This is a genomic window from Acidaminococcus hominis, assembly GCF_022484025.1.
GTDB lineage: Bacteria > Bacillota > Negativicutes > Acidaminococcales > Acidaminococcaceae > Acidaminococcus > Acidaminococcus hominis.
Genome location: NZ_JAKVMG010000001.1, coordinates 2,779,484 through 2,796,164, shown reverse-complemented (window position 1 = coordinate 2,796,164; position 16,681 = coordinate 2,779,484). Strand labels below are relative to the sequence as shown.

The 16,681-nt window shown below is 51.2% G+C and carries 23 protein-coding genes; 1 reads left to right on the top strand and 22 read right to left on the bottom strand.

Features of this window, described 5'->3' with window-relative positions; all coding sequences use genetic code 11:
* Positions 1 to 69: 69 nt before the first annotated feature.
* Positions 70 to 264 carry a hypothetical protein gene (locus LKE88_RS12765; protein WP_276803835.1) on the top strand — a complete coding sequence of 65 codons (195 nt, stop codon included), beginning with the start codon at positions 70 to 72 and terminating at the stop codon, positions 262 to 264.
* On the opposite strand, the gene LKE88_RS12760 is transcribed toward LKE88_RS12765, so the two are convergent.
* The 22 genes from LKE88_RS12760 to LKE88_RS12655 form a co-directional block, all read right to left on the bottom strand.
* Positions 261 to 677, bottom strand: coding sequence for a phage tail assembly chaperone (locus tag LKE88_RS12760; RefSeq protein ID WP_276803833.1), 417 nt, complete (start codon positions 675 to 677; stop codon positions 261 to 263). The genes LKE88_RS12765 and LKE88_RS12760 overlap by 4 nt on opposite strands.
* A gap of 10 nt (positions 678 to 687) precedes the next feature.
* On the bottom strand, positions 688 to 1,125 hold the full coding sequence (locus LKE88_RS12755) for a phage tail tube protein (protein ID WP_276803832.1): 438 nt from the start codon (positions 1,123 to 1,125) through the stop codon (positions 688 to 690).
* A 14-nt stretch (positions 1,126 to 1,139) separates the two neighbouring features.
* A complete protein-coding gene (locus tag LKE88_RS12750; protein WP_276803830.1) occupies positions 1,140 to 2,222 on the bottom strand; it encodes a phage tail sheath subtilisin-like domain-containing protein in 1,083 nt (360 codons plus the stop codon).
* A 4-nt stretch (positions 2,223 to 2,226) separates the two neighbouring features.
* Positions 2,227 to 2,682, bottom strand: coding sequence for a phage tail terminator family protein (locus LKE88_RS12745; protein ID WP_276803829.1), 456 nt, complete (start codon positions 2,680 to 2,682; stop codon positions 2,227 to 2,229).
* On the bottom strand, positions 2,675 to 3,100 hold the full coding sequence (locus LKE88_RS12740; RefSeq protein ID WP_226828564.1) for an HK97 gp10 family phage protein: 426 nt from the start codon (positions 3,098 to 3,100) through the stop codon (positions 2,675 to 2,677). The genes LKE88_RS12745 and LKE88_RS12740 overlap by 8 nt, the downstream gene beginning before the upstream one ends.
* Before the next feature lie 4 nt (positions 3,101 to 3,104).
* Complete coding sequence (locus LKE88_RS12735; protein WP_226828565.1) at positions 3,105 to 3,470, bottom strand: phage head closure protein; 366 nt, start codon at positions 3,468 to 3,470, stop codon at positions 3,105 to 3,107.
* Positions 3,467 to 3,775 (bottom strand): head-tail connector protein, encoded by a 309-nt coding sequence (locus LKE88_RS12730; protein WP_276803823.1) that lies wholly within the window; start codon positions 3,773 to 3,775, stop codon positions 3,467 to 3,469. Before LKE88_RS12730 ends, LKE88_RS12735 begins: the two co-directional genes overlap by 4 nt.
* 32 nt (positions 3,776 to 3,807) lie before the next feature.
* Positions 3,808 to 4,983 carry a phage major capsid protein gene (locus LKE88_RS12725; protein WP_226828567.1) on the bottom strand — a complete coding sequence of 392 codons (1,176 nt, stop codon included), beginning with the start codon at positions 4,981 to 4,983 and terminating at the stop codon, positions 3,808 to 3,810.
* A gap of 28 nt (positions 4,984 to 5,011) precedes the next feature.
* Complete coding sequence (locus tag LKE88_RS12720) at positions 5,012 to 5,584, bottom strand: HK97 family phage prohead protease (RefSeq protein ID WP_276803819.1); 573 nt, start codon at positions 5,582 to 5,584, stop codon at positions 5,012 to 5,014.
* The gene (locus LKE88_RS12715) at positions 5,550 to 6,794 is read right to left on the bottom strand and encodes a phage portal protein (RefSeq protein WP_276803817.1); all 1,245 of its coding nucleotides are present in this window, start codon (positions 6,792 to 6,794) and stop codon (positions 5,550 to 5,552) included. Before LKE88_RS12715 ends, LKE88_RS12720 begins: the two co-directional genes overlap by 35 nt.
* A 15-nt stretch (positions 6,795 to 6,809) precedes the next feature.
* Positions 6,810 to 8,282, bottom strand: a complete 1,473-nt coding sequence (locus tag LKE88_RS12710; protein ID WP_276803924.1) for a terminase large subunit — start codon at positions 8,280 to 8,282, stop codon at positions 6,810 to 6,812.
* Between the two features lie 182 nt (positions 8,283 to 8,464).
* Entirely contained in the window at positions 8,465 to 8,803 is a 339-nt protein-coding gene (locus LKE88_RS12705) for a hypothetical protein (protein WP_276803815.1), read from the bottom strand.
* A 116-nt stretch (positions 8,804 to 8,919) separates the two neighbouring features.
* The gene (locus LKE88_RS12700; RefSeq protein ID WP_276803812.1) at positions 8,920 to 9,240 is read right to left on the bottom strand and encodes an HNH endonuclease; all 321 of its coding nucleotides are present in this window, start codon (positions 9,238 to 9,240) and stop codon (positions 8,920 to 8,922) included.
* A gap of 322 nt (positions 9,241 to 9,562) precedes the next feature.
* Positions 9,563 to 9,820, bottom strand: coding sequence for a hypothetical protein (locus tag LKE88_RS12695; protein ID WP_026385480.1), 258 nt, complete (start codon positions 9,818 to 9,820; stop codon positions 9,563 to 9,565).
* Between the two features lie 175 nt (positions 9,821 to 9,995).
* Positions 9,996 to 10,529 (bottom strand): hypothetical protein, encoded by a 534-nt coding sequence (locus tag LKE88_RS12690; RefSeq protein WP_248604836.1) that lies wholly within the window; start codon positions 10,527 to 10,529, stop codon positions 9,996 to 9,998.
* A gap of 16 nt (positions 10,530 to 10,545) precedes the next feature.
* Complete coding sequence (locus LKE88_RS12685) at positions 10,546 to 11,175, bottom strand: DUF3310 domain-containing protein (RefSeq protein ID WP_211219243.1); 630 nt, start codon at positions 11,173 to 11,175, stop codon at positions 10,546 to 10,548.
* 178 nt (positions 11,176 to 11,353) lie between these two features.
* Positions 11,354 to 11,578 carry a hypothetical protein gene (locus LKE88_RS12680; RefSeq protein ID WP_026385481.1) on the bottom strand — a complete coding sequence of 75 codons (225 nt, stop codon included), beginning with the start codon at positions 11,576 to 11,578 and terminating at the stop codon, positions 11,354 to 11,356.
* Positions 11,575 to 11,817 carry a hypothetical protein gene (locus tag LKE88_RS12675; RefSeq protein ID WP_051201282.1) on the bottom strand — a complete coding sequence of 81 codons (243 nt, stop codon included), beginning with the start codon at positions 11,815 to 11,817 and terminating at the stop codon, positions 11,575 to 11,577. Before LKE88_RS12675 ends, LKE88_RS12680 begins: the two co-directional genes overlap by 4 nt.
* 129 nt (positions 11,818 to 11,946) lie before the next feature.
* Positions 11,947 to 12,288, bottom strand: coding sequence for a hypothetical protein (locus LKE88_RS12670; RefSeq protein WP_276803809.1), 342 nt, complete (start codon positions 12,286 to 12,288; stop codon positions 11,947 to 11,949).
* 203 nt (positions 12,289 to 12,491) lie between these two features.
* A complete protein-coding gene (locus LKE88_RS12665; RefSeq protein ID WP_026385483.1) occupies positions 12,492 to 14,552 on the bottom strand; it encodes an AAA family ATPase in 2,061 nt (686 codons plus the stop codon).
* Complete coding sequence (locus LKE88_RS12660) at positions 14,539 to 16,146, bottom strand: DEAD/DEAH box helicase (RefSeq protein ID WP_276803806.1); 1,608 nt, start codon at positions 16,144 to 16,146, stop codon at positions 14,539 to 14,541. The genes LKE88_RS12665 and LKE88_RS12660 overlap by 14 nt, the downstream gene beginning before the upstream one ends.
* Positions 16,147 to 16,671, bottom strand: a complete 525-nt coding sequence (locus tag LKE88_RS12655) for a hypothetical protein (RefSeq protein WP_016459815.1) — start codon at positions 16,669 to 16,671, stop codon at positions 16,147 to 16,149.
* Between the last annotated feature and the right edge of the window lie 10 nt (positions 16,672 to 16,681).

The following is a 16,681-nucleotide window of genomic DNA, read 5'->3' as shown; positions in this document are numbered from 1 at the left end:
TCCGTCAGGCTATTGCTGACTTGCTTCAGCACAGGGCTGAACTGATCATGGAGCCGGATGATAGCGTCAATGACTCGTGCCATGATCGTCCCCTCCTTTCTTCAAAGATTCTATTTCTGCATTTCGCTCTGCTATTTCGTAGGCGGCGAATGCCAGAAGGACCTGTTTCTCCCGGATTGGCATGCGTTCAACCCGGGCCGGGTCCATATCGTGGAACCGGAAGAGGAAGTACATCCTTTCGACTTCCCCGTCCGTCTCTATTAGTTTTTTACAGTTTCATCCGTTTCGTCCTGGCTCGTGTAGCCGTTGACCTTGCTAATTTCCTGGGAAATGTCGCTGATTTCACCAGCCAGGAACAGCTTTTTTACCAGGTCGTTAGGAGATGCCGCTCCGAATTTCTTCATCAAGCCCTTGTCTTTCATCGACGGGTCCTTGATGCCTTCGACACAGGTCCGAACGGACAGCGCATAGGTGTCGATGCTCTTCAGGCCGCCTTTCTTGTCCAGGTTTACAGCGCTTTCCTGGATCTCGGAATAAAGTTCCGGGTCGATTGGTTGCAGCTCCAATTCAAAAGGAGCCCCCAGGGCTGCGGAGAGCCTGGGGATTTCCATCTTTTTAGTCTGCTTTTCTTCAAATTTTTTTACGTCTGCATTAAGCAGCAGTGCGAGTACGCTCATGCTTTTCTCCTTATTCTTCGTCAATCAGGTCAAGCAGGTCGAAATCCTCAAAAGTGAAGTTCTGAGATTCCTCGCCAACCTTCCCCAATTCCCAGTTGATCAGGTCTACGGCGTCAAACATAACGCCGTACAGAGCAATCCGTTCAGCGCCCAGGGCGTTCGGGTCGTCCAGTTTGCTGATCAGCGTAAATTTTACCTGCTTCCCTTCCTTGATGGCCGGGGCCAGCTTTTTAATCAGGTAGGAGCTGACTTTGTGCAGCTTGATGCTGCCTTTGGCTTCGTAGCCAGTGGTCTTATATCCGTCAACCAGGTGACGGCTGCGCTTAATGGCCGTCTTTTGAGCGGTCAGGGTAGCCTTGCAGGACTCGATTTCTGCGATTTCGTCGCCGTCCAGCCATACCTGGCCATAGGAGCCATAGACGACTCGCTGAGTATCAACTTCGTGCATGTATGGTCACCTCCTCACTGAATCACGTTAGCCACTTCGATGTGTTCAATGGCATCCAGCATGGAAATAGTGGATTTAATGAACACATTCTCGCCGATGTTTGCCTTCTTGATGGCCAGATCGGACATGCTTTCCAGTTCGTCTCTCGTGTATTTCCCGTTTGCTTCCAGCCAGTTCTTCGTGGCCTCGATATCGATTTCCGCCAGGTTCTGGCCGACTTCCAGGAGCCCTTCTTTTTCCAGCTCATGGAAATAGCCGTTGATGGCGGTCACCAGCAGGCACCGGTTGTCGTAGCTGTTGGCGTATTTACCAATGTAGGAGTCGTGGCCAGTCTGTTTGATGTCGTCGTGGATCATGTCCATCAGATCCACCAGCTTGATTTTCTGGTAGGAGTTCAACTTCCCCTGGACGGTAGATACATAGGAGTTGACGCCCTTGCAGATCTTGATTTTTTCTCCGTCGTTAAAGAAGAACAGTTCTCCCTTGCCCACCTTGTCATCCCGTTCATCGCTGGTGTAGCTGTCGCATGCGATCAGCTCGGGAGCAGGGGCGTAGGTGCAGGAGATGGTCATGGGCGTGCCGCAGATGATACCGGCTACACGGGAGCAATACTGGGCGGCCGTATAGGTCTTGGTCTTGGTCTGAAGGGATGTGTTGGTAAAGTTCACCACGCCTTCGAAGTCAGCAGCTTCGTTGGGCAGGACAGCTTTCACGGCTTTGTCCTTGACGGTCCGCATGGATTTGATCCAGCTGGAGACAGTTTCCGCATTTTCAGCGGTGATTCCCGGGATAACCAGCCAGTCGAAACGGACGTTTTCCAACGTTTTGAGGATGTCCGTGTAGGTGGTGTCATTTACGGCATAGACCAGGATCTTTCTGGGGCTGGTCTGGTAGCCTTTCAGTGCTAACTGGATCTGCTCAATATTGTCGGCGGACAGCCCGGATTCTGGGATGTCGTCTACAGAGTAGATGGTCAGCGGATCCAGCGGTTGGGTTTCGGTCAGGATCATGGCCAGGATGCCACGCTGACTGCGCTGGATGGCCGTGATCCCACGTTCCTTAAACGTCACGATGACGCTAGGTGCTTTTTGAGCCATTTTCTCACTCCTTTAAAAGTTCAATATCTTGTTCGAGATTTCCGATGGTTGGGGGATCTTCTTCCGTGTCCTTGATGACGTCGTAGAAGGAAAAACTGAGAGTCGCAGAGAGGATATCTGCGTCTTTCCCATTCGTTTCTGTCTGAATTCCGTCGAAATTGAAGACCCTGTCGCCCACCTGGAGTCCGAAGGTAAAAAGTTCCCGGAGACGGCGGCGGACCTTATAGAGATCCACGGCAGAATTCCGGTTCTTCTGGGTAAAATAGTCGATGTGTAAGGTGCAGGACCTTTTCAGGCTCCTGCTGTAAACCATTTGAGGGCTGTCAAGCTCGAAGAAACGAAGGAAGAAGCACGGCAGCCGGAAGGACCTCTGGACATCGTCCAGGTTCACGTCCACGTCCGGCCACGCCGCCTTCAGCTGAGCTCTGACGGCCTTCAGGATATCTGTGTCGTCAATCATGAGCAATCTTCCTTTTAATTTCTGCTATGAATCTGTCCATCTCCTTGCCGACTTCATCCGATGCATTGAAAGCGTCACATGCCTTTTCAAAAAAGTGCCGCCCCTGGACGAAGCCGATGGTTTTTCCCTTCCGGGTTACCAGCTTGTGTCCCCGTTCCACCAGGTGATAGTGGGGCGATGTGTTCCGTAGCTGATATTCCAGGCTGTCAACAGTCATGCCCTCGATTTCCGATTTCCAGGACTTACTAAGCTTTCGCTTGTGATCGGTCCCAGAATCCGGGGTTTTCTCGATGGCTTTCTTTTTTAGCACATCACCGGTCTTTTTGAGGTGCTTTTCAACCTCTTTCGGGTAATGCTGAGCGGCTTCCAGGATATCGGTGTTTAGTTCTTCCATGCCCTTGATCGCAAAATCAGCCATAGCATCACGGCTCCCATCCATCCTGGACAGATTCCGGAGGATCACCACGAAGCCGTTCCACGCACATCAGCTCCAGGGATTCATGCTGCATGTCCGGGTCAGAAATGTAGGTCACCAGGTAGTGATGGTCTTTATATCGAACCCAACAGCCGTCCGTGATTCCCTTGCGATAGCGGATCACGATCTTGACAGTGGCGTCGTTCCGGTCGGTCCCATCCTCCTTGTACTGAAGGCCCCGGACAGGAGCGATCCAGGCAGAAACGTTGGAATACAGCACTCTATCTGTCTGAATGTCAAGGTCGGTCCCTGCCGTTACCGTTGGCCGATAGATGGTCACCTTTCTATTCAGTAGCCCAGGATTGCAGATCATTCCGTCCTCACCGCCTTTTCAGGGTATGCATCAGACATCTCAATCAAACGCAGCATGCTCGTAATGCTGTGGTTGTATTCCTGGACGTTGGATTTTGACACCAGTGCCCGGTCAGAGTACCAGTGCGCCACCAGGAGCTTAGCACAGGTCAGCATCAGAGGAGTGTCTGCGCGTTCCGTCCATTCCTTCCCCGTGCTGTTCACAATGTATTCTTTTGCAGAAGCCATCAGGGATTGGATGAGAGAGTCATCGTCCGTCAGATCAGAGTCGACATGGAGATAGTTTTTGAAATCTTTGAGTTCCATTCTCTTCCCTCCTCAAAAGAGGCGGGAGAGGGTTAGGCCCCCGCCTTGTTGATCAGCACCAGGCCGTTGGCGTCAACAACTTTGCCGTCATACAGGCCAATGCTCTGATAAATGCGGTTTCTGGTGGCGTTGTCGACGTAGGACACAAGGTCCATGGCATAAGCTACGTTCAGGATGTATTTGCTCATGTCAAAGGCAAAGGCAACAGTGTTCCCGGCTTCGGCGGTGTCCAGGGACGGCAGGAAGTCGGTGAAGACAACCGGCTTGCCCAGGATCCGTGCAGCAGGAGCGCCGTCGATACCGTAGTTGACGTGGGCGATGGGCTGGCCAGCGGTATCGGTGATCCCGGCAAAATCCAGGAAGGTGGATTCATTCATCACCAGCACAGAGCCGCTCTTGTATGCGGAAGGAATGGACTTCAGAATGCTGATCAGGAATTTGTAATCCGGAGCTTTGGTGGTCAATTTCGCAGCAGGAGTAGCTTTGATGATGCCGGTGGGCTTGCCAGTGCCGTCGCCGGAAATGATGGCTTCTTCTAGAGCCAGAGTCATCGCCTTAGATACGTCCTGGACCAGGGCCTGCTCGAAAATGGCCATGCTCTTGATTTGAGCCTGGAATGTCAGGCCGACAGCTGCAGCCAGCTGGTACCCAGCGAATGCCACGGAAGTGGTCTTTTTCCCGTCAGCAGCAATGGTGGCGCCTTCGTCTACCCACTTAGCAGTTGCTTCCAGAGTGGATGTAGGAACGGTCATACCGGCAGGATAGTTCAGGTGACGAACCAGAGGCAGGATGTTCCCGTATTTCATCATCTTTTCTACGATTTCGTTCAGTACGGGCACGGGGATCACAGCGCCGTTGTTTGCGGTAGTCGCAACAGCCCGGAACATGGGGTCCATCTTTCCTTCTAGTACATAGTCCATAAATGCCTGGCGATATTCAGGCGTGCTGGCGAAGGTTTTCGCATTCACAACAGGTGCCTTTTTCGGAGCACCTACATCAGCCAGGATGTTCCCGGCATAAGCACCGTTGTCCATCTGACTTGCGATGCTGTTTCTCAGCATTTCTGCATGCTGATCTTCCTGGGCCTTCTTCAGCTCAGCGTTCAGGCCTTCCATTTCCTTCTGGATGTTCTTCAGCTGTTCGACGGTTGCAGTCTTGGAGCGTTCCAGCAGTTCAGTTTTTTTCTGGATGATTTCAGTGATAGTCATTAAGCATTCCCTCTTTCTTTTTCAGGCATTAAAAAAGCGCTGCGATCTGGATCCGCATGCGCTCTTCAATCAGATTTTGTTCAGTTTTTCTAGCTTCTTCGAAGCTTCGCTGGACGGCCGCTAGGGAGGTCGCCTCATAGGCAGGAAAGTCAACGGCAGAGACGTCAAAAAGGTTCCGCATGGTCTTGATGTGCCGCACGTGGTTGTCCAGATCATAGTCCACCTCCTGGCTGTAGCCGCCGAAGCTCATTTTGTTGACATCGCCCCTCTTGATCAGAGCATACAGGTCCTTCCCGGCAGTTGTAGGTGCCAGTTTTGCCCGGATTTTCAAGCCGTTCTGGTCCGGAGTCACCTGCAGCGTGCCGTTTGTGGTCCTTGCCAGGACCATGCCTTCCGGGCTGTGGTTGTACCTCAGCACCACGTTGGACAGATCTGCTGCGGAGAACGCTCCTCTTTCAATGACCTCTTTGTACTGGGTGCCGTCTTCATCGGTCCATAGGACTGTAGGAGAGTCGTAGACAGCAGCATAGCCTTCAATGACCATGTCTTCGTCAGATGGTTTGACATCAATCTGCCGGATCATCAGTTGGTCCTTGTTCATCCTTCTCACCTCCCTTCTGGGACTGGCTCATCTGATACTGGCTCACGATATCCGTGTTGGCCACGTTCAGCGTCTGGACACGGTCGTCGCCGTCAGCGATGGGCGGCAGGTTCATGATTTCCAGGCTCTGGTTTGTTGTCAGAATGCCCAGAGGACGAAGCTGCCGGATCAGTTCCACTTTGGTATCCGTGCTGGCGTAGGTCAGCCGGTTGGCGTCGAACACGATTTCATTCCCAGCGGCAATCTCATCCGGAGTGAACAGCTTCCTGGTGAATTCTTGGCTCATCTGGATGGAGAATGGTTCGATGACGGATTCGAAGAATGCGCTCCAGGATGTTTCATCGTAGATGCCCTCAGCGATGGGTTTGGACACGCCAAAGTAGCGATAGATGTTGTCCCTGACGAATTCCAGCTGGGCCGTATCGGCCGCCTTCGGTTCGCTATCCACAGGAGTGAATTCCATAGTGCCATCAGTGACAACCATGCCGCCCTGGGCCGGGTCCTTCAGGTTTTCGTTGAGCATTTTGGCCTTGCTTTTCCAGGCTTCCGTCCCTGCCTGACCGGCAATCTTAGCGATGCCCCGGATCCGCCCAGAATTTTCCACCACATTTTCAAAGCTCTGCCCCAGCTTAGTCAGCAGGGCCATATGAGTCGCCAGATTATCGTCTGTATCGGCGAAAATTTCGCCCTGCTGGAACATACTCCGGAGATGAATCAGATCCGTGTATGGAATCGTCCTGGTGGAATGAGTACCACCATATCGGAACATAATGTAGAGATTTCCATGATCGTCTTCTCGGGCTTCACAGCTCTGGTATTCCATTGGCCACAGGCTGATAACATTTCGCTGTCGGTCTCTCTTGATGTAGGCAAATGCATTCTTGTTTGCCACAGCCTTCGTGGCCAGGTTATACAAGAAGCTGTAGGCATTCATATACGGGTTCGGGCTGAGGGCCAGCAGAGTTTGAAGCTGGCTGTTTTTCGCCGGTTGCTTCTTTCCCTTCTTCATTACCACATGGTTCGGGTGCAGCTTCGCCACATGAGTGGCTACACGGTCGATGCAGGTCTTGATCAGGATGTCTTTGGAGTAGTCTTCCATTGGAACGAAGACGTTGCTCCATCCGTTGATCATCTGGAACTGCGTGGTGGTCTTTGGCTCTTTAGTACCTCCGAAGACAGCATCAAAAGCGCTTCTCAGGATTCCTTTCATAGTCTCACCTCCTTCCTAGATTTCATCTTTATGGTCTAGATACACACAAAACGCATCCAGCAGGCTGCTGTAGCCGTCGATGCGTTTCCTTAAATTTCTGTTTTTATACGGTTTGACGTTTCCCTGTGTGTCCGTAACCGCTTCTGTATTGAGCAAGCACCACAGGAGCACCGGGTTGTAGTTGTACACGATTTTCCGCTTCTTGAACCAGGCTTTTGAGAGGTACATCTGCGAAGACAAGCCCTTGAAGTTCTGCTGGACTTTTTCTGTTAGATCCTTCCCGAAGTTTTCTTCCAGGTCTTTGGTCAAGTACTGGGCGTTGTAGGCATCGTAGCCTATTTTATAGGCGTATACATTGTGCTCTGCCTGAAGTTCCTGGAACCAGTTGACGACTTCTTTTTGGTCAATAACATTCCCTGGGCAGGTTCTCACCCATCCGTTGCGGATCCAAACGTCGTAGGGCACTTTATCCTTTTCGATGTGCTCCTGAAGGGTATCTTCGGGGATCCAATACATCTGATGAACCATCAGCTTGGGTTCATCCGTCTCCGGATCATTCACAGGGAAGGCAGCGGTCGCACATGTGAGGTCAGTGGTCTCGGACAGGTCGACGCCGCCAAAGAAATACATCCCTGAGAGATCGTCCAGGTTGAATGTCTCTTTGTTTTCCACATCTTCCAGGTTGAAGAAGGTATCCCGGGCGTTCTCCCTGAAGTTGAACTGCTTCACCAGCAGGTCACGCATGGTTTTTTCATCCAGGGTTGCACGGTTAAATTCCCGTTCCAGCTGCTCTGGATTCTTGCTGACGCCCAGGTTCGGGTTGGCCTTTATCCAGTTGGACGGATCCACGACTTCTTCTTTGGAATCCAGCTCGTAGATGATCGGAAGGGTTGACTCGTCGACATATCTGCCGGTGCTGTAGCCGTCGATAATACTCATGTATTCGCTGTATTTGGTGTCGAACAGGCTGTCCTGCTCGTAGTAACCGCCGGTTGACATGATTACAGTCAAAGGCTGGCTCCGTGCGTAGGTGCCGCCCTTCAGGACGTCGTACATATTCCGGTCCTTGATGGCATGGAGTTCATCCAGAAACATTCCGGAGACGTTTAGCCCATCCAGGGAGCCGGAGTTCTTTGACAGCGGGACGAATTTTCCGCCATTTTCCTTGCATTCAATCAGATTGACCTTGGGCCGGAGGTATTTTTTTAAGCTGGCGTCATGGTTGATCATCGAGATGGCGTATTCCCAGACCACTTTCGCCTGGGATCTGTCCGTCGCTGCCGTATAAATTTCCGGTCCATCTTCGCCATCAACTAGTAAAAGATAAAGGGCCATAGCTGCGCCCAGGATTGATTTTGCGTTCTTTCGACCGATAAAAAGAAAAACCTCTCGGTATTGCCGGAGGTTCTGGTCATCGACGAAGCCGAACGTCGCTTCCACCAGGGCTTTTTGCCAAAGTTCTAATTTAAATCGAGGGGTTCCCCGCATCTTTGGAATGCAGCAGAAAGTCTCGATGAATGTCACAGCTCTGTCAGCTGCCTTTTGGTCAAAATGGAATTTTCCAGGATGCTGGATGTTTTTCGCCAAATGTTGATAGACTGCTTTCAGCTTTTTACAGGCCTTGATTTTTCCTGATTGGAGCACATCATTGTATTCCTCAATTGCGGATGTCATTTGTTCAAGAAAGCTTTCAGCTCATCTGCCCCTTCCTGGCTCGGAGCGATGTCTTCCAGTTTCTTCAGCGTGGCCAGGAGGCCATCCATGGATAGCTTGTATGCTTTGAGGGATGCCGATGCCATCGTACCGGATTGATTCCGTCCGTTTTTATATACGTCGACATACCCTTCTTTCTGGATGATGTGCTCCAGCTCATCCAGAGATGCCAGGAAAAACGCTGCTCTTTTGATGAGGAGAACCGCTTCCGCTTGTCTCGGGGATCCGCTGAATATTTTTTTCAGTTGATTGATATATCGTGTTTGGGCTCCTCGCCTTGTTTTCTCGTCCGCCATCCATTTCGCCTCCTTTCACGTTGATTACACCCCCTCCGGAAACTGCCTGTATCGCACGCAAGAGTGGGGCGCGGGTCGTTTTGCCCCCGCCGAAAAAGCTACCCCGGGGGGGTGGGTCAGCGCCGCCGCTCCTTTTCCCGAACAGCCACCACATGCCCCTCGCTGTCGTAGCTGTAGCTTCTGCTGCTGGCTCCCTGCTCGAAGCGATGGTGCAGCTTGTTGTGGCAGTCGTTGCAAAGCAGCATCAGGTTCCTCGGGTTGAGGCTGATGCTCGGGTTGTTGATGTTGTCCGGAGTCAGCTCAATGATGTGGTGCACCTGATGTGCTCCAGGTCTTCCGCATTTATCGCAGATAAAATGTTTCTTTTCTCGAATCAGCCTGGCTAAATCCTTCCACGCTTTTGAATCATAAAACCGTTTTGAAAAATCTCTTGCCATTTTCTTTTCCCAAAAAATCCTTTCTAAAAAATCCCTCCACGAAAAAAACCCCCGCAAATGCGAGGGCCGTTTCCGGTACGTTGCTTAAATCTTAGAAAGGAGGTGAACATCATGCGAAGCAGGGACGAGGGTCGTTTTGTCTCTCAATTCCACAGCTTAATGATATCACGAGAGACTACTACGATTCACTACGCACTTTTTCTCTCTCATCAAAAATCCTATCAAAGACATTGAGTCCTTTTTTGTGGAGCAGATAAGTCTGGCTCTCTTCATAGCCAATTCGCCGCCCTGGATGTTGTCTCCACCGTTGCCAAAGCAGTCATCAAATCTTCCCTATCTTCTTACCTTCAGCTTCAATGATTTCCAGGATGAGAGTTTGCAGTTTCTCGTATTGTTTCCTCAGTTCATCATCAACCAATGGATATCTGGCTATAGCTTCACTCATATCCAGCAGGATGCCAATCCGTTTTCCGGAGCATTTGGCTGTCAGCCATTGCTCTGCTTTCACTTTGTCCATCATGTCCATCTCTCCCGTCAAGGAAATAAAAAAGACGCCCTGACGGACGTCTTCAATAAGCATATGAAGAAGGGGCCCATGCCAGGCCCCTTTCCTCCTAGGTTGTGGATCTCAGGAGGCATTGAGTAGGAAGTGCAGGAGCTCGGCAGATTTCAAGTCTGCTGCCCCCCAAACTTTCACACTACTATTGTACCATGTTAAAAGCGGCATTTCTGTCGATTTCTGTCGAAATGTGTGCCTAGAGAATTTCACCCTGTTCCTCGCTGGTATCCAGCTCCAGTACTCCCTGGATAGGAGAAGCCTCTGCCCCGTAAACAATTCCCGTTAGGATGTCCAGGGCCCTGCTGTACTGTCGCCGACAGTAGCTGGTGTCCTCTTCTCCCAGCCGGTTGGCGATCTGTACCCAGGTCAGCCGGCGGGTCTTGTATCCGCTCTTCCATCGAAGAATCCTGGCATAGTCTCCCGGCATCCGTTGGAGGCCTTTGTCCACCCGTTCCATCAGCAGCTTTTGGTCATAGAACTTTTTCTTTTTGGCTTCCAGCCGGGTTTCCAGTTCTTCCTGGCGCAGGCAGAAGGATTCTTCCGGGCTGGCCTTGGAACCCCCGCCATTTTCGCTGTCAGGGCCATATCTGGTTGTTTTCGGTCCCGGGATAGTATGGAGTGCAGCCGTATCCTGGATGATTTCTTCCTTGAGGATCTCCAGATTGGCTTGCAGTTCATAGCTGCATTCCAGGGCATATTTGATTCTCTTTCGATATTTCTCCTGCACCATCCTGGGGATGCACCTCCTATTTTTTGTCTTCTTTGCCGTACAGATATTCTCGCAGCATCTTGATACACTGGATGGCTTTGTCCAAATCCTGCTTCCCGTTTTTACGGGGATAGCGGTACAGGTATTTGACCGCGCATCCCAGTAGGTAAGCCTCCACACCGGTGGCCGTAGACGTCATGATTTTCACCACTTCGATGGCTTCCACTCCACGAAAGGTATAGTGATCCGGGTGCTTGATCATATCCCCTTCCCGTTTTTTCGGGGGGTCGGTATATTCTTCCCGTAACATTTTAATGCACTCAATCGCCAGGTCCAGGTCATGTGTTCTGTTCCTTCGAGGATAGCGGTAGAGCAATTTTATGATGGCTCTCATCAGATAGCCATCTTTACTTTCGGCTTCCCCGTCCATGATTCGGACAGCCTCGATGGCTTCCCTGCCCCTGAAAGTGTATTGGTCCGGGTGCCGGATTAAATCTCCCATAGGCTTTTTCATCTTGAGATGGTAGGGACATTTGGCCGCAGCCTTCTGGATGGTGTCCCGATAAATCCGACAGCGATAGAGGACGCAGAGCCTCTTGCCGTCCCAGAAGAAATCTTCAAGGTCACAGTAGTCACATTTCACACAGCGTTCCTGTTCAGTGTTCATCGAATATGATTCCTCCTCATAAAATCCCGCATGCACCGGTAGGTGCAGAATCTTTTTACCTGGCGCATGTAGTAAATCCTCCAGGGCCATTTGCCTGTAGTACCTTCGAAGTAGGTCAATTGGCAGTTGGCACACTGGTGGAAAGTACCCACATAGCTCAGCTTGTAAGGGTTTTCACTCATAAGCAGCTCAACTCCCTTGAGATGACATTCTCCTCATTTTTCAACCTTTCCCGCAGCTTGCTGATCCGGTCCAGTGCCTGGATTAGCACGTCATGTTCCTGGCTCCTGGTGGCCGTTGGATTAATTTTCATGGACAGATAGGCAAACTCTGCTTCCGCAGTCCCCAATGCATTGCTAATGTTTTGAAGATTGACTTTGAGTTCCAGAAGGGTATCATTCATTTATTTTCCTCCTTTGCAAATTCAGCCATAACCTTTGCAATATGGTCAGTCACCCTCTTAAGCCGGACGTCCCCGAACCCGAATTCCGCCCTCAGGGCATCCCGGCAATCACTGATGCCCAGGTTATAGATCTGGCTGCTATACTCAAGCAGCCAGAGGCGGAACGCTGGCAGGCTCATAGCCTTGATACGCTTCAGCTCCTGACGGCTCACGCCGGGGATCCTGATTCCCTGTTCCATTATGACAGCGCCTCCTTCATTTTCCGCCAAACAAAAGGAAAAGGACCAGAAAGTCCATAATGATAAACCATAGGACCAGCAGCGCAACGGCTGCTGCAGCTATTATGGGCATCCATTTCCAGCATTGATTCATGGCTTCCCTCCCGCTTCCCATTCCCGGTAGAGCCGGAACCAGTCATCGGCTCCCATAGTCACCTTCCAGCTGGTCCCGTTTTTCCGGTGGAACACAGCCGGGATGTTTCCAGTAGTCTTCCCTGCGTCTCTGGAAGCCTGGGCCAGAGCATCGTCAATGTTGAGGTGCTCCACACGCTTAACCTCGATATGGATACCGGGCAGCCCAACCACGTCAGCAGTGCCTTCGGGATTATTACCACAAAACTGAGCTGAGCGGCGGGCGTCGTACCCTTCGGCCTTACATAATCGTACGACCTCAAGTTCCCCGTACTTGCCCTTCCTCTTTCCATTTGTCATTGCTACACCTTCATTTCCTAGTTTTTAACTTCTGTTTTGACTTTTAAACTTTTAAAATTCAATTCAGAACCACTGTCCATATGTCTGAAGAAGTAGGGAGAGGGGAAATGTGTGTGGGAAACGTAGTCCCACACATTTACCCCCTACTTCCTGACATATGCAGTAATGGAAACACTATATATATAACTGTATTTCCAAATTCTTTAGCACTCTAAATCGCTAATTCTTTCAACGAGCCCATTTTTAACTTTGAACCCACCATTTTGGTTTATATAATTTTTCACGGTTCGTTCAGACTTAGAAAAATACCTTGCCATATCCGACAGTTTCGCTTTCCCCGCCTCGTTCGCATACGCTTCAAAAGCGATTTCCACACTGTCAACATTCTTGGCGGCTTCTTCCTTCTTCGCCTTGTTCGACTGTTCCCTACCCTTGTGATAGACATCAGCCAGGCTGCCCTCTTCCATGGCGTCCTTGAGCATGCCCGCGTCATCAGCCACATGGACGGGATAGCGAAAGAAAACATTGACTGGAGGAAAGGACGGAAACTCTCTTAGCGTCCCTGAGATGCGCCAAGCCGTCGCAATATCGTCCGGGTCCTGGTCCTTCACCTTGAGCTGGATCATGTCCAGCATGGCGTCCGGATCACGGGCGAAAACGCCGGACCCGCTGGCGCGGTCCATGGACTTCTTGAGCCCTTGACCGCCCTTGCTGTGATGGTGGCAGTAAATGACAGCACAGCCGAGTTCCGTGCAAATTTTGTCAAATTGGTTGCAAAAATGGGCCATCTGGTCAGCGCTGTTTTCGTCCCCTGTAATGACTTTATAAATGGGGTCAATGATGATGGCTATGTAATCCGATTCCTGCGCCCTGGCAATGATTTTGGGCGCTAGCTTGTCCATCGGGACACTTTTCCCGCGCAGGTTCCAAATTTCAACGTTATAATCAGCCTCGTGACCAATGCCAAGGGCCTTCCCCACAACGTCAAAGCGGTCAAAGCAGGATGGCTCATCAATCTCAAGGTTGACGTAGAGGACCTTTCCTTTTTCACAAGGAAAATGTCCCAGCCACGTCGTACCCGATGCGATGGCCATGGCTAGCTCGATGAGGGCAAAGCTCTTTCCGGCCTTTGAAGGTCCTGCAATGAGCATCTTGTGTCCCTGCCTCAAAACCCCGTGGATGAGTTCGTCTGCTTTGGGTGGAAGCCCCTTGTCTTTTGCCTCTCCAAGATTCTTGATGAAGGGCATGTCGTCATTGGTATTCTCGATCCATTCCCGCCACTCGTCCCAGGATTCCTTTCCAAGGTTTGTGCCAATAAGGAACTGTTTCTTGCCGCCTCGTTTGACGCCAGGAAGCCGGGAAAGCCTAGATGGATTCTTATTGGCCGTGTCGATGGTAAGGCCGTTCTTTTCGCAGATTTTGTACAGAAAATCAATACGCTGCCGATATTCTTCCGCATTAGCTGCATCGACCTTCACAATGGCATGAATGCTTTTTGCGCCGCTGTAGGTCAGGGTTGCCACCGGCAGCTGCAGTTTTCTGATAGCCTCGTTCTGCTTAGCCAGGGAAAGGTCGTCGCATTCGACCAGGGCGTATTTAAAGGCGGTCACATTTTCGTTTTTGACGCCGTGTCCATCCAGGGCATTGATGCGGATCCACATCCCCGCCTGCGGGTTATAATCTCCAAAGACAGCGCCAATGTCGCCGTTGCACTTTTCAAGCTGCGTGATGAGCGTGCCGCTTGTCCTGCTCGTATAACCACTATTGGCGGGAATGAATTTGTCCGTGTCATCCTTACGCATACTTTCGTTGACGTAGCCGACATGGTCTGAAGCATCGAAGAGTGTACGGAGAAAGGTGATGATTTCCTGTACCGGTTTCCAGTCCCCCTGTGGCTCCCTAAATGCCTCACCTTCAAGGAGTTTCGGATTGATGATGATCCCGCTTGATGGATCTTGACGAATTTCATCATCCCACGAAAGGGCGCGCCCTGCTTCCCGCTCCTTTGGCTTCCATCCTCTCTCCTTTGCCATCATGGTGATGGTGGCTCCCGTTACGGGATTGGGAGAGCCGCGAAAGCCCTCCCATTTCTTGCTGCATTCACCGGAGTGGTAACGGACACTGTCAAGGGCGCTCCAGTTGTCCCACGCACTAAGAGGATAGCCTTCTTTCTGGAGGGCCATCCCTACCTGCAGCCATTCCTGGTAAGAGCAGGAAGTTGGATCAATAAAATTGAGCACGCCTAAAAGGTCAAATTGCTTCATGATTCATTCCTTCTTGAGGATTGTAGGCAGCGGGGATGATGCCAGACGGGATGCGCCAATCATTTTCCGCGATACGGCCAATCATGCTGCTTGCCGCGGAAAAGCTCCAAGTCCCAACATGAGAAAAGCCTTTGCGTTCCAGAAAACGGATCTGCTTTGGCGTTGAAAGGCCATTCTGTTGGCGCATCTTGAGCCGTTCAATAAGCTGCGTTGCAAGGCCTGCATTTTCTACCGTGTCCGGTGCGATTCCGTGGGCTTCAAGGTATTGCAGCTGCTTTTGCGTCGCAGGGCCCTTTTCCCACATGAATGTCGGTTCGTATCCAGCAAGATCCCCTGCTTCGATGGAAAAGAAATATTGAATTGGGTCCACCAGCTTACGTTTGCGTTCACGCATGGCCTTGAGCTCCTTGGCTAGACTAGCTTCCCGCTCAGCTACAGCATCCCTTTCTGCTTCATCTGCAGCTTCTTCAATATCAAGGGCCATCCCAGCGCTGTCTTCAAGGCGCTTTGTCATCTTTTCTGCAACCTTTTCGTCCTTGCAAACGAGAGATGCTGGCCTGCAGAGGTTATGACGCTCAGTAAGCCATAAAAAATCCAAGAGGAGTAAATCCTTTTTCCCTGGCGCAAGTCTGCTCCCCCGCCCCACCATTTGCTGGTAAAGGCTGCGTATCTTTGTTGGACGAAGGACGACAACACAATCCACTGCGGGACAGTCCCATCCTTCCGTGAGGAGCATGGCGTTGCAGAGCACGTTGTATTCCCCGCGTTCATAGGCATCAAGGACTTCGGCACGGTCTGCACTGTTTCCATTGACTTCTGCCGCCTTAAATCCATGGCGGTTCAGGATATCCCGGAAAGCCTTGCTCGTTGCCACAAGCGGCAGGAAAACAACGGTCTTCCGATTCTTGCAATATTGCTCCATTTCGGTGGCAATGGCTTCAAGATATGGTGACAGGGCATCCCCCAAATCACCTGCTGCGTAGTCCCCGTTTGCCATCTTGACGCCCCCAAGATCGATATTGAGTGGCACTGTAAGGGCCTTGATAGGTGACAGGTATCCTTCCTTGATGGCTTGCGGGAGGGAATATTCATAAGCGATGTTGTCAAAATACTCGCCCAGGCACGCCACATTTTGCCTCTCAGGCGTTGCCGTGACGCCTAGGACTTCCGCATTAGGGAAGTGATTTAAAACCGTCTGGTAGCCATTTGCAAGGGCGTGGTGGGCTTCGTCTACAATGATGGTCTGGAAGGTATCAGCGGGAAAGCGGTTTAAGCGTTTTTCCCGCTGCATGGTCTGGACGCTGCCGACAGTGATCCGAAAAAAGCTATCCAGTGAAGTTCCGCTTGCCTTTTCTTTGCTTGTCATAAGGCCCGTTGCTTTTAGGATCTTATCCTGGGCTTGAGTCAATAGCTCATCCCGGTGGGCAAGGATGAGGACCTTTTTGCCACGGGCCACGGCTCGTTTGGCCACGTTTGCAAAAACGATGGTCTTGCCGCATCCCGTAGGAAGAACAAGGAGCGTGCGCCTGTGTCCACGCTCCCAGTCTTGTTCAATGGCCTCAATCGCTTGCTGCTGATATGGCCGGAGTTCCACTTAGAAGGCCCCTGGTGTGAAGCTTGCCCCGTTCACAGGCTTTGGAGCAGGCATATGTGGGTCCCGTTTAGGGGCTTTGTCAGGTTCGATGAAGTAGGCCACGTTGTTGTAGGTCTTGTCGTTAAATTCGCGCGGAGCCATGTGGCACCAGCCTTCAAGGCCTTGGAGGTTCCAGCGCATATGGAGTGGTTCATGTTTCTTCTTGACGCCAATGGCAAGGAAGAAGGTGGCAAGCTTCCATTCCTGGCTGCTGTGAAGGAAGAGATTTGTGGTCACTTCCACTGGCTCCGTCGCTGCGGGATCATTCGGGATGACCATCAAATGAATGATGGCCTTCGGACATGGTGGAATCTTGCTGTTCGGATTTTTTGGCTCATACATAGAGCGTTCCACTTCTTTGATAACGAAGGGGTAATCCCCTTCTTCAAGGAGGGTGTAACTTTTGTTCCCGCCTTCAGCGGTGATTTCGTCTTCCCAACCAAATACCTTATCTTCAACCACGGTTCCCATATTTTCAAAACTCATTTTCATTTCC